An 11,661-nucleotide genomic window follows, 5' to 3' on the forward strand; every position below is an offset into this window, starting at 1 on the left:
GTTAAGCTGACGCCTTAGCGCGGTTTGGGGATATTGAACTGTTCCAGCGTGGGGTTAACTGTCCTGGCAAAATCTTCTCGCCGATGTTTGAGTTTGCTTTTGGCGTTGAAGAAATTTACCAACTCCGCAATCCCCATACCGATACTGAGTGCCCCGCTCACCGCCCAACCGACTGGGCCTGCGGCAGCGCCAACAGCAGAGGCTGCCGCTGCACCCGCAGCTTCACCCGCAATAGCACCGACCACTTTCCCGGCAATCGCCGCCCCCGCTTTACCCGCCAGCCCAATGGCCGTTTTGCTCCCCGCAGCCTTGGTTAAATCCTCTGCATGCAGCGACGATTTAGCAAAATCCATCACGCTGCGTCCGGCATCTTTGACCACCTGTGCATCGCTTTTTGCTTCCGAACCTGCGTGAGACGAAGCCGAAAGTGAAGTATCCAGCCCAACAGATCGCGGCGCGGTTGGTGACACCGCAGAAAAACGTTGGCTTATTCCCGCCTGTGCTAACAGCGGGTCGGACAGTAAGATGGTGTTAATCTCTCGCGGCACCGCTCGCTCAAAATGTTGAATCACATCTCCGTCTTTCTGTAGCGCCTCAATACGTTGATTCAGCACCTTTTCCGTTTCTTCCGTGTTCCGGTATTCTCGCCCTGCGACCACCTGTTCCAGCGTCTGTTGCAGTTTGACCAGCGTCGCCGATTTTTGCGCCCCGCTGTATTGCTGCGGTTGGGTAAAAACAGCCTCATTCAGATTGCTGATATCGGTTTTCGCTGCCAGCCCCAATGCTGCCGCGTTGTGCAGCGTATCCGCCGCTTCCTGACGGTTTGTCGGGGCCTGTTCACGAATCCAGTTTTTCATGTCCTTCATCATCAGTTTGCCATCGTGCGAGACACGCGCCAGTTTCTCCCCTTTAACATCCGCATGTTCCAGGATCCCGAATAATCCCGGATTCGACCACAGTTTGGCGGCGGCTTTAAGCTGAGGTGACAACGTCGGGTTATGAGTCATGATCGCATTCAGATCGGTCAACGTGCTGGTGCGATCGTTCTGTTGTGGGGGAGAATCCGTGTAGGATTTTTTGGGATCGGCAGCATTAAGCAGGGGTTCATTAGCCAGCAAAAGCGCCGAAGATTGCACTAACCGCAGCGATTGTGCATCGGCTGCCGGATTTTTAGTCTGGTATTCCTTCACGGCGTGACTGGCATCGCTGGCGCGCCGTTCCATGTCTTTAATAAAAGATTTGGTATCCCGATTTGAGATATGTCCGTCGGCTCTGCCGCCATCTTTTGCCGTATCCATCGCCGTATAGATGGCAGGATTTTCACGCAGATAGATCAGTGCTTTTTCCGCACTTATTCCGCCATCCTGTAGCATTTTCGCTGCGGCCAGCGGGCGGTTCAGTTCCTTCGCCGCCTTCTCGCGTTCGTTTTCCGGCAGATCGCTCAGCAGTGTCGACCACTTTTCCAGTGCTTTCGCGTTACTGTGTTCAGAGCTATCGATCGCCTGAAGATCGACGAGAGGTTTCGGCTCCGCAATCAGTGAGCTATCTGCAATCTGCATGGGGGGCAATGCGCGCACCGGTACCGTCGTTCTCACATCAGAAGGAACCAGCGGCACGCTCGGCAACGCATCGCCAAAATCGATTGAACGCGGACCCGACTGCGCAGCGGGCAATGCTGCATGTTGCCCATGTTGTCTGTTGGCTTCTGTGCCATATGCCGCCGCGGCGTTTCCCCAACTGCCTTTGCTCTCAATACGGTTGATCATCAACGTCCCCATTCTGCTGTTATCAGGCTTAATAAACGGATGTCCCGAGTCATTCGATCACAGAAAGGCCTGCGAACGTGCTGGCCGCAGCATGACGGAGATAGCTAGATATGAGTGGCGTAAAAATGCAGTGGGTTCCCTAAAAATATTCCGGAATATTTGATGGCTGTCGGTTATTTATTCGTTTTATAGGGACGTCACTCCCAGAGAAATATTTTCGGGCATCCATCAACCTGACAACAACGATCTCCATGGCATCCAGTCCCTTCCCTTACAATAACCAGACTAAATGATTACAAAAAATTTCAAATGGTAACCAAATGTGTGATCCACATAAATGAAACAGCGTTTCCTTTTCACCATAATGCCACACAGCCTAATTATCAAGTTTACTGATTAATTAGATTGACCAGTAAAAGGTAGAAATGTTCGACACTCACTCATCAGCATAAGCCATTTCGCTGATTGAAATACGCATAAGCAAAGCCGTATATAAGGGGTATCCGATGAATTAATAGCTCCTGATTTACCAGGGAAAACGCCCTGTCTGACATTATTAATGGCGTCATCATCATTCCTGGTGATTCTATTTTTACGCCCAAAAAATGACATCAACTGTCTGGTTTTAAAGATAGAGACTGCACTCGCCAAAAATATTATTTATTCAAAAAAGAGAAAGATAGAATGAAAATATACACACGTAACCTACTCATCGTTTGTGCCGGATTCGCCCCTTTTCTTGCCCAAGCAGAAACAGATGGCAAAACTACCTTCCAATATGAACATAACTGGAAGACGGAAGACCGCCGCCACTCAGATTCCATCAAGCTCATTCACAAGAAAACAAACGGCTGGTCATACGAAGTCAAATTCAGTACGTCTGCGGGCGGGAACAGCAACTACGACGTCGCCTATGACGATATGCAAGGCGGCTCAGGCGGCATGGTGATTGGTAAGGACTTCAAGCTAAGCAAGGCCGCAACCTTAACACCTAGCTTCGAGTTCTCCATCGGGAACGCCTCCATGATGTATCAGCCGGGGCTAAAATATAACTACCGAATCAACAGTGACTGGTCCACTTATGGCCGCTATCGCTACGAATATAAAAAACCGACTCGTAGTTCACGTTATTCGATCATTTCCACGTCAGACAAATATGGTTACGCAGGGGAATCTTATTTATCAAAATCAGACACCGGGCGCCACCGTCTGGATGCAGGGGTAACCTATTCTGGGTTTGATAAAATTAATCTGACTTACGTCTTTAACTACTATATCGGTGATAACACCACCAAGTCGTATAAATATAGCAAGGGTGAATTCACAGAAAGAGAATACGCCGTCTATGACAACGGTAAAACGGACTATGAGCATCAGTTCAAAGTTCAATATAAGTTAAACAAACAGCTAACTCCTTACATTGAGTATGATGATATTAGCCAATCCAGCACATCATCAAGCCGTCAGGGGAAAATCAAAGTTGGTTTCAACTACGTTTTCTAAGAAATGCAGAGTTTTATAAAGCAAATATGCTGTATTTCGTATCGCGTTGATGAAAAATAAACTCATGAATGAATTTTGTCTATCAGCGCACAGTTTTCATAATTAACGACCAATATTAATGGTGCCCATAATGAAAAAGCGCTACCTTGTGGCCGGTATTCTCTTTGCCCAAATTTATGCTATTTCCGCCTCAGCTTCTGATACCAAACTCAGCTATGAACATAGTTGGGGAACAATGAATCGCTATCATGGTGATGAAGTCGGCATGCGACATTTTATGGATAATGGCCTGTACGTCGGCGTTGAGCTGAATTTTTATAATAAGAATAAAGATCTGACCATCGATGATGTCGTCTCGAATTCTTATGCTTTTTATACCGGTTATGCCTACAGCTTAACGCCTGAGTTAACACTGACGCCCAATCTGGAAGCCCGCTTCTACTCCGGTGGCACCAGCGGTGAAGGTACAGTGGGTAACATCGGCGATAGTCAAACTTCCGGTGCACGCTATACGCCGGGGTTAAAACTGACCTGGGCTTTGACGGATAAGGCGGATCTTCATGCGCAATATCGCTATGACCTCAGAAAAATCACTCGCAGCAAGCGTACCAGCACGGATGATGACACCCACCGTCACCGTTATGAAGCAGGTGTTGCCTACAAAGGCTTTGATAACTTCACGCTGGCGTACACCGCTTACTACTATCACGCGGATTACGTGCTGCAAAACAACAAAAAGCATGACTATCAGCAGGACTTTGACCTGTCTTACACCATCAACGACAACTGGACGGCACACGTTGGTGTTGAAGATGTCGCCAGCGGGCGCGATGTGAAATCACGTGAAGGAAAAGGCAAAGTCGGCTTTACCTATACGTTCTAACGCCGACTTACTGCTACGCAATGTTTCTCGGGGATCCTGTTAATCAAACGGGATCCCTTTATTACAGCTACGGATTCACACTCGTTACAGGTAGATAATATGAAAAGATTTGCGCTGTCGCTCCTTGCGGGTCTGGTCGCTTTACAGGCCAGCGCGGCTACACCGGACCGTCTCACCATCGTCAATCAGTATGTTGACAACGTGCTGGCGAAAGCCGGTGACCATTATCACGGTCAATCACCTACACCACTGCTTGCTGATGGCGTCGATCCACGTACTGGCAAACAGATGGAGTGGATCTTCCCTGATGGTCGTCAGGCCGTATTATCCAACTTCTCCGCTCAGCAGAACCTGATGCGCGTGCTGGTTGGTCTCAGCAACCTGAGCGGTAATGCCAGCTATAAGCAGCGTGCCGAAGCGATTGTGAAGTACCACTTTCAACATTATCAGGATGAGAGCGGCCTGCTGATTTGGGGCGGCCACCGCTTCGTTGATTTAAAAACGCTGCAACCGGAAGGCCCGAGTGAAAAAGAGATGGTGCATGAGCTGAAAAATGCCTATCCCTACTACGATTTGATGTTCAGCGTTGATAAAGACGCGACTGCACGCTTTATTCGCGGTTTCTGGAATGCGCACGTTTATGACTGGAAGGTTATGGAAACCAGTCGCCACGGTAAATACGGGCAAAAAATAGGTGCACTCTGGCAAAGCCCGTTCGAACAACAGCCGCCCTTCTTCGCCACCAAGGGCCTCAGCTTCCTGAATGCGGGTAACGATCTGATCTATTCCGCATCGCTGCTGTATAAATACAATAAGGAAGATGGCGCGCTGGTCTGGGCAAAACGTTTGGCGCAGCAGTATGTACTGCCACGGGATAAGGCAACCGGCCTTGGCGTGTACCAGTTTACGCAGGCGCTGAAACGTGATGAAACTACCGATGATGCGGATACGCATTCCAAATACGGCGATCGCGCCCAACGTCAGTTTGGCCCAGAGTTCGGCCCGACCGCGTTGGAAGGCAATATGATGCTGAAAGGACGTACCAGCACGATTTATTCTGAAAACGCGCTCATGCAGATTCAACTGGGCAAAGATTTAGGTGCGGAAGGTAAAGAGTTGCTGACGTGGACAACCGACGGCCTGAAAGCCTTTGCCAAATATGCCTACAACGAATCCGACAACACGTTCCGTCCGATGCTGGCTAACGGCAAAGATCTTTCCAACTACGTTCTGCCGCGTGACGGCTACTACGGTAAAAAAGGCACCGTTCTCAAGCCTTATGCTGCGGATAATTCGTTCCTGCTTTCGTATGCTCGCGCCTATACCGTTTCACCGGACGCCGAACTGTGGCGTGTTGCACGTGGTATCGCTGGCGCACAAGGGCTGGGTGAATTAGGTTCAGCGCCGGGTAAAGACGTCAAAGTTGATCTCGCCACCAAGAACAACGATCCCTATGCCCTGTTCGCGCTGCTGGATCTGTATCAGGCGAGCAAAGTGAAAGACTATTTGTCGCTGGCGGAAAAAGTGGGCGATAACATTATCAGCACACGTTATAAAAATGGCTTCTTCATGGCCGATTCCAACAGACAATATGCTGATGTCGACACCATCGAGCCTTATGCCCTGTTAGCGCTGGAAGCGGCGGTACGCAATCAGCCACAGTCCGTTGCCCCGTTCTTGAATGGCGCAGGCTTTACCGAAGGCGGCTACCGCATGGAAGATGGTTCAACGCGCGTGTCCACTCGCGATAACGAACTCTTCCTGCTGAACGTTGGTGAAACATTGAAACCCAACAACAAGAAATAAGCGTTAATCCTCAACGCGCCAATGGTGGTTCGCTGCCATTGGCAATCCCTCTTACTTACCCCGCTCAACCATGCACAGAACAAGATAACCATGACACGATGCACTTATATAACGTAATGCTGGCCACTATTGATGTGACCAGCATAAGTTGACGCAATAATTTCAGGTGTTAGTTAACCAACGGGACTTCTGGGTGCACGCCAAGCCAGCCCGGCGTTGGTTCTCCTTTGGCTTCACCCACATACAGGCTCAGCTGTGCGCGAAAACGTTCTACCGCACCACGGTCGTACATGAAATCAGCAAAAGCCTGAGGACGCGTGTTACGGTATTCCCAGATATGTTTGTAACCCACTGGCGGCTCAACATCGGTACGTACTGACCACATACGTGAGACCTGAGTCTGCGTTTGCGGATCCAGTACCCAGCTCAGATACAGCTTGGCGCTTTCTGGGTGTTTAGCCTGTTTGAAGATGGCTGCACGTTGCGCCCAAGAGACAAACGGATCGGACTTCGGCAGAACAAAGCGGGTTACAGCATCGGCTGCCGGAACGAGTGCGCCGGAACTGGTAAACGTTGCGCTGTATTTTCCTGTCGCGATCTCAGCACCGGGCACGTTGGTGCCACGTACGTAGACGGGATCCTGCTCCTGCAATTTTTTAACAAAATCCCAGCCGTATTTATCTACAGCCAGTTTGTACCAGAACAACACCGCATCATCGTCGTTAGGATAGGCCAGAATCAAATTGCCCCTCAGATTGGGACGAAGATAGTCATTGACTTCGCGCGGCCAGGATTTTTCATCCAAAAGTTGGGTGTTGACCAGATTGCTGAATGCAATGACATAGGCGCCAGTCCAGGCACCATCCGCATCACGAAACTCTGGGTAGATTTTGTCCCAGCCCCGAGCCTTGTAATTCAGCAACACGCCTTCCTTTTTCCAACGCGGGAAATTCTGCACCGTTTGCAACTGCACCACATCAGGAATCAGGGTGTCGGTCGCCAGTTGGTTATCGATACGGGCATCATGATATTTGCTGTAATCGACAATCACATTCAGTTTCATGCCAGGAAAACGCGTCTCAAATGCATTCTTGAAGCCAGTTTGCTGCGACTGCACGTCACCACCGGCATAGACAGTGACCGTACCACCTTCTCTCAACGCACTCTGATAGATTTGATCCAGCGAACGCGTCTCAATTTCGACGCCCGCCTGACTTTGTCCGACGCTGAGACCGGCCATCATGGCCAACATCAGCACTGTTTTCTTCAGGTACTTCCCAGTGTATTGCATTGTGATTTCCTTCACTTAATGAATAAAACCCGTGCCGACAAACAACAGATATCAGCCGTTGAAACGGCAACGGTGTGACCAGCGAATCGTGAGTACGCGACGCGCAGGATTGGAGCGGCGATGAGATCGCCAAAACAAAGTCGAAATAAAAAAGTATGAGCCTTCGTTATAATATCTTCCGCCCAAAGGCCAATATTCACACTTATGCTATGGAATTAATCCGTGAGTTTACAGGATTAAATAAAGATGCATACGAAGAAAAAGCGAACGATATAGTTAAAAATATTGAATGGATAAAATGAGATTACGCTTTTATGTGGAGATAGATGCAATATAAAAATATAGGATTGGATTATTCATATTATGAAATTATTACAATTTTAATGATATTATTTAATACCATACCGAAATGAGAATATTAGGATTGAAATTTATTTTCACACAGAGGGAAAAACATCACCGGAGAATAAATTTTCTGGCATAACGTCAAGATAATCCGGGAGCAGACCATATTCATCCAGAAACACCCGATGCTGCGCAATAATTGCGAACGCTTGCTGCAACGGCGCTTTTATTTGTTCTGCACCGGCAATCCACTGCTGGTTATACCGTAAAAACTCCGCCGTTTTTTCCAGTTCCTCTAACGACCATTGATCGACGGGATCGTAAGCCAGTTCAAGCTCGGCGATATAGGTTCGAAGCTCAGATAAATAACGCTGAAACAGATCAAAATCAGCCACGGTGGCACAGGCAGCTCGATTAAAAAAAGCGTTAAATGCCTGCTGAACCAATCCCCTATTCATATAATGCACATCCCTAACCTGTCTGATTTTCGCCACGTATTCTATATCAACTTATTGCGCGTACGGCACCGAATACACTGCAAATATTCTGCAAGGCCCCGGTTCACAGCCGTGGAAAACGTCACTTTCCAGATGTCTTTTCGCATCATCAAAAGAAGCCAGTAGGCAATGCTCATTGATATCCAACTCTTCCGCCATATGGTTACAGGATAAGTAGGAGCACTCAGGTGATTGCTCAAGGTAAAAAGAGACAATATCAAAACCCTGCAATATTTTTTGCTCTGGTATCTTCACATCAGTGTCAAAAGACACTTCTGGTTCGAACAGACTCCATTCTAATGTATCTTCATCATACTGATACTCGTATGCCTCGTAATAAAACATCGTAGTATCACTCATATCAATCCCCTCCTCTTTTGCCAGAGAATAAATCAGCTCCGGCGAATCAAACAGCCAGTAGCCGTTATGACGCCAGAACTGAATATATTCACAAAAGGCATCAGAGACACAACAACTCACCGAGTAAATATCGTTTACTTTATCGGTTTTAAGCCAATTTGGCTTCAACGAGACTCTTTTAGCTAAATACCCAATTGGGATCATATCATTTCGCTCCTTTGTGTTTTTTTATTATCGTTTTATGGAACCTGTTAATTATAAAATTTCATTTTGGATAGGAAATAGCAACTTTATACTCATCACATATAAATCCTTCATCGGCTTTATTGTGAGGAGTTCTAGCTGTGGAGAAATATCTTAATGTTGGTTCTTGTCTTTTTATTTCAAAACATAGTTGTTGAGATATTTTTTTAGAAAAAAACACTACCGTCACAAGATCCTCAAATCCATCTGAGATCTCCTTTACTGAGTTCCCTTCGATAATAGATAGGTTGATGGCATTATTTATATGAGGAGACTTTGTCATTTAATATCATTATGTTATATAACAATTTAGCAGAGGGGATTTCTTATCCACATGGTGGTAGACCGATAGACAAAAATCCTGACCTGTTTTAGGAGTTGGAGTTTTGCTGCTAACGAGACACAGACAATTCATATAAACGAGTTCTTAACTCATCAAAGACATCATTCTCAGTCTGTAGCATTTTTCCATTTTCGCACAATACAAGATCATTCAAAGATCCCATACCACCGTAAAAATTAAGAATCCTATAAATTGCATCTTGCGGATCGTCATCAATGTAGGAACATAGTCGTAATAATATACTCGACCATTCACTCATATTATTTCCGGACAATAAAAATGCCATCTCACTCAATATCTCTTTAATCTCAATGTTTTTTATCATTCCAAATATCCTGTAAAAATCATCTCAAACCCTGATAACATCCACGAAGTTGGAATCACAATCTATTGAATACCAATAATATACGCTGTCTTTATAACGAAAATATATTATATTCGCCTTTGCTTCTGAGCCTTCAACCCGGCTTACGTACGCACGATATCCATCATCCGCGTGCCATATCCCGCAGGTTTCCGTCACTCGAACATAATTATATGACAAGACTTTTCTGCCAGACTCCCAATTAACTGGCTGGAAGCAACGGGATTTGCGACCGATACCCCAGTCGTCATCACCGTTGAACAGGAGCAACTGGTGATACGGCCTGCAGTTGAATGACAGGCAAAAAAATCCCAGCCGCTGAGGTCTGGGATTTTAGTCAATTTAATTTAATAAACTGACTGGCCGTTATTTTATTCATGCATTAACGTCATAACGCTCATCCTGAATAATGTAAGGCTCTGCAACATCTTCCCACACAGTATTCGCCATGTTTTGCCATTCTGTCGGATTCTTCTGTTTTGCAATATAATCTCTGATTAGCTTAACAGCCTGGTTAAAACCCACCTTATCTAACTCAACAAATGAATAAAATTTTAGATATTCACCTTCTTCAGATTTAATTATTTCATGCAGTTCGGGATAGTCTGGTAAAAGCACAGCATCCAGTAGATCGCCAAAGGCATCCCAATAACTCCCGTTAACAAAGCCCCCGGTCCTTTGAAAATTACTTTCTCTTTGCCCATTATCATTCCAACCGATAAATAAACTCGCCCCCATACTATCACCTCATAATAATAACTTTATCTTGCTGTGCTTTAGGCAGTGTTTTTATATAATCCATGAAGGTTTTTTGGTTAGCAGGCGTTAGAACTCTAAAATCGACAGGCACAAAGTCAGCTTTTTGCAAGTGATCTTGGATAACATCTCTTCCACTACCAACACTCATGTTCTTCTCATAAAACTTATTTAGCCCATCGATTTCTTTTTGTGACAGTCTATCGGTCGTATACATGGCATCAACGGTTTTACCTTTATTAGGGCCTGACGTAATTACAAAATCAGGTGAAGTTCCTGATTTTGTTCCAGGCGAAGGCGTATAGCGCTCCATTGTACCAAGAGTAGGCTCTAATTGTGCGGCAGATGCGGCTTCCGCCGGTTTTAGCTTACCGTTCCCCCCCAGATCCGGGGTATTAAGTCGGACATGTCCTTCCAGCGGTGTCACATTGACTTTTACTTCGTAAATACCATCTGCATTCTTGACCAGCTTTTCTGTTTTTCCCAGTACAGCACCGAACTCCGGCACTTTCTTACCAGGTAAAAATATGCTCGCCAATATTCCGCCTGTCGCTTCCAGCGCGGCCTGATTGCCACCAGACGCCTGTTTGAGCGTGTCGGCTACTGCTGACCAGGTTTCACTCTTCATCAGCGCTTTCACTGCGTCGGCTGCTGCCTGATTTTTACCTGCCAGATCGCTTAAAGCCTTATTACAATAACCATCTCCGACAGCACATGACGCCAGTGCCATCGCACCATCCGCAACATAATCTGTTCCACCTAATGCAGCATCACCAGTATCACCAGTATCACCAGTATCAGCGACAGCATTGATAATGCTGTTCGCAATAGCCGATGTAGTGCCTTCACCCAACTTGTCACGTACCTGCTGCTTCCACCATTCCGCACTTTCTTTTACTGACTGACGGGCTTTATCTCCGGCCAGCGAGTTATTCTCCACCGCATTACGCCCTGACTGCGCTCCGCTGGCGGCGGAGGCGGTGCTGTTGCTTGCCAGGCCGGATACCAGCCCCGCGGCCAGTGTCGAGAGCGCGCTAACTGACTGTTTCTCCGCTTCCGTCAGGTCGTTCGCCGTTTTGCCGGGGTATTCTTTGGCCATGATGGCACGGGCAGCCAGTTCACCGCTGGAGGCACCTAGCGCCCCTGCTGCCGCATCCTGACCCGACAGTTGTGCAACCACCGCACCCACCACCGCATGCGCCATCGCGTTTGCTGCAATATCGGATGCTGTGGCTTTGCTCTCATCTTTCGGCATCGTGACATCTTTCACCAACTGTGCCAGATACGGTGACGCGCCGCTGGCAATCGCTTTCTGGATATCCCCGCCCGCCAGTGCCTGAATCGCCGTCTTTCGGACGTTCGACTTTGGAATCACCTTTCGCTTCCGCAGCTTAAACTCAACGGTAAGTGGCTGGAAGACCTCGGTTTTAACACCGGCCAGCCTGTTATCGTCACCGTTGAGCGCGGTAAACTGGTCATTGAGACGGAACTGCGGTTCTGACCG

General features: G+C 47.3%; 13 protein-coding genes. 5 read left to right on the forward strand and 8 right to left on the reverse strand.

All coding sequences use genetic code 11. The features are described from left to right. Positions 1–14: 14 nt before the first annotated feature. Complete coding sequence (locus tag A0G03_RS02060) at positions 15–1,766, reverse strand: type III effector HrpK domain-containing protein (protein ID WP_048260001.1); 1,752 nt, start codon at positions 1,764–1,766, stop codon at positions 15–17. 684 nt (positions 1,767–2,450) lie between these two features. Here A0G03_RS02060 and A0G03_RS02065 point away from each other — a divergent pair. The 3 genes from A0G03_RS02065 (at position 2,451) to A0G03_RS02075 (ending at position 5,958) form a co-directional block, all read left to right on the forward strand. After that, complete coding sequence (locus A0G03_RS02065) at positions 2,451–3,269, forward strand: oligogalacturonate-specific porin KdgM family protein (protein WP_048260000.1); 819 nt, start codon at positions 2,451–2,453, stop codon at positions 3,267–3,269. Positions 3,270–3,399: 130 nt separating this feature from the next. Next, the gene (locus A0G03_RS02070; RefSeq protein ID WP_048259999.1) at positions 3,400–4,152 is read left to right on the forward strand and encodes an oligogalacturonate-specific porin KdgM family protein; all 753 of its coding nucleotides are present in this window, start codon (positions 3,400–3,402) and stop codon (positions 4,150–4,152) included. A gap of 99 nt (positions 4,153–4,251) precedes the next feature. Next, on the forward strand, positions 4,252–5,958 hold the full coding sequence (locus A0G03_RS02075) for a pectate lyase (protein WP_048259998.1): 1,707 nt from the start codon (positions 4,252–4,254) through the stop codon (positions 5,956–5,958). Positions 5,959–6,127: 169 nt separating this feature from the next. Here A0G03_RS02075 and A0G03_RS02080 read toward each other — a convergent pair whose 3' ends face one another. The 5 genes from A0G03_RS02080 to A0G03_RS02100 form a co-directional block, all read right to left on the reverse strand. Continuing rightward, positions 6,128–7,249, reverse strand: a complete 1,122-nt coding sequence (locus tag A0G03_RS02080) for an ABC transporter substrate-binding protein (RefSeq protein WP_048259997.1) — start codon at positions 7,247–7,249, stop codon at positions 6,128–6,130. 437 nt (positions 7,250–7,686) lie between these two features. Beyond that, a complete protein-coding gene (locus tag A0G03_RS02085) occupies positions 7,687–8,052 on the reverse strand; it encodes a hypothetical protein (RefSeq protein WP_048259996.1) in 366 nt (121 codons plus the stop codon). Positions 8,053–8,103: 51 nt separating this feature from the next. Continuing rightward, complete coding sequence (locus tag A0G03_RS02090; RefSeq protein ID WP_048259995.1) at positions 8,104–8,655, reverse strand: hypothetical protein; 552 nt, start codon at positions 8,653–8,655, stop codon at positions 8,104–8,106. Between the two features lie 61 nt (positions 8,656–8,716). After that, on the reverse strand, positions 8,717–8,977 hold the full coding sequence (locus A0G03_RS02095) for a hypothetical protein (protein ID WP_048259994.1): 261 nt from the start codon (positions 8,975–8,977) through the stop codon (positions 8,717–8,719). A gap of 109 nt (positions 8,978–9,086) precedes the next feature. Beyond that, positions 9,087–9,362: a DUF6966 domain-containing protein gene (locus tag A0G03_RS02100; protein WP_048259993.1), complete on the reverse strand. Its 276-nt coding sequence runs from the start codon at positions 9,360–9,362 to the stop codon at positions 9,087–9,089. A 249-nt stretch (positions 9,363–9,611) separates the two neighbouring features. On the opposite strand from A0G03_RS02100, the gene A0G03_RS02105 reads away from it, so the two are divergent. Further along, positions 9,612–9,698 carry a SymE family type I addiction module toxin gene (locus A0G03_RS02105; protein ID WP_244177682.1) on the forward strand — a complete coding sequence of 29 codons (87 nt, stop codon included), beginning with the start codon at positions 9,612–9,614 and terminating at the stop codon, positions 9,696–9,698. A 78-nt stretch (positions 9,699–9,776) separates the two neighbouring features. Here A0G03_RS02105 and A0G03_RS02110 read toward each other — a convergent pair whose 3' ends face one another. Then, complete coding sequence (locus tag A0G03_RS02110; protein ID WP_048259992.1) at positions 9,777–10,139, reverse strand: hypothetical protein; 363 nt, start codon at positions 10,137–10,139, stop codon at positions 9,777–9,779. 4 nt (positions 10,140–10,143) lie between these two features. After that, on the reverse strand, positions 10,144–11,532 hold the full coding sequence (locus A0G03_RS02115) for a VENN motif pre-toxin domain-containing protein (RefSeq protein WP_167389288.1): 1,389 nt from the start codon (positions 11,530–11,532) through the stop codon (positions 10,144–10,146). Here A0G03_RS02115 and A0G03_RS22030 point away from each other — a divergent pair. Next, positions 11,494–11,658: a SymE family type I addiction module toxin gene (locus A0G03_RS22030; protein WP_072062037.1), complete on the forward strand. Its 165-nt coding sequence runs from the start codon at positions 11,494–11,496 to the stop codon at positions 11,656–11,658. The genes A0G03_RS02115 and A0G03_RS22030 overlap by 39 nt on opposite strands. The last annotated feature ends 3 nt before the right edge of the window (positions 11,659–11,661 follow it).

Origin of the sequence: Pectobacterium peruviense (assembly GCF_002847345.1) — a bacterium.
GTDB lineage: Bacteria > Pseudomonadota > Gammaproteobacteria > Enterobacterales > Enterobacteriaceae > Pectobacterium > Pectobacterium peruviense.

Excerpts from the sequence above, each read along its gene's own strand:
- A0G03_RS02060 (WP_048260001.1), bottom strand. The coding sequence starts at position 1,766 with ATGATCAACCGTATTGAGAGCAAAGGCAGTTGGGGAAACGCCGCGGCG.
- A0G03_RS02065 (WP_048260000.1), top strand. The coding sequence starts at position 2,451 with ATGAAAATATACACACGTAACCTACTCATCGTTTGTGCCGGATTCGCC.
- A0G03_RS02070 (WP_048259999.1), top strand. The coding sequence starts at position 3,400 with ATGAAAAAGCGCTACCTTGTGGCCGGTATTCTCTTTGCCCAAATTTAT.
- A0G03_RS02075 (WP_048259998.1), top strand. The coding sequence starts at position 4,252 with ATGAAAAGATTTGCGCTGTCGCTCCTTGCGGGTCTGGTCGCTTTACAG.
- A0G03_RS02080 (WP_048259997.1), bottom strand. The coding sequence starts at position 7,249 with ATGCAATACACTGGGAAGTACCTGAAGAAAACAGTGCTGATGTTGGCC.
- A0G03_RS02085 (WP_048259996.1), bottom strand. The coding sequence starts at position 8,052 with ATGAATAGGGGATTGGTTCAGCAGGCATTTAACGCTTTTTTTAATCGA.
- A0G03_RS02090 (WP_048259995.1), bottom strand. The coding sequence starts at position 8,655 with ATGATCCCAATTGGGTATTTAGCTAAAAGAGTCTCGTTGAAGCCAAAT.
- A0G03_RS02095 (WP_048259994.1), bottom strand. The coding sequence starts at position 8,977 with ATGACAAAGTCTCCTCATATAAATAATGCCATCAACCTATCTATTATC.
- A0G03_RS02100 (WP_048259993.1), bottom strand. The coding sequence starts at position 9,362 with ATGATAAAAAACATTGAGATTAAAGAGATATTGAGTGAGATGGCATTT.
- A0G03_RS02110 (WP_048259992.1), bottom strand. The coding sequence starts at position 10,139 with ATGGGGGCGAGTTTATTTATCGGTTGGAATGATAATGGGCAAAGAGAA.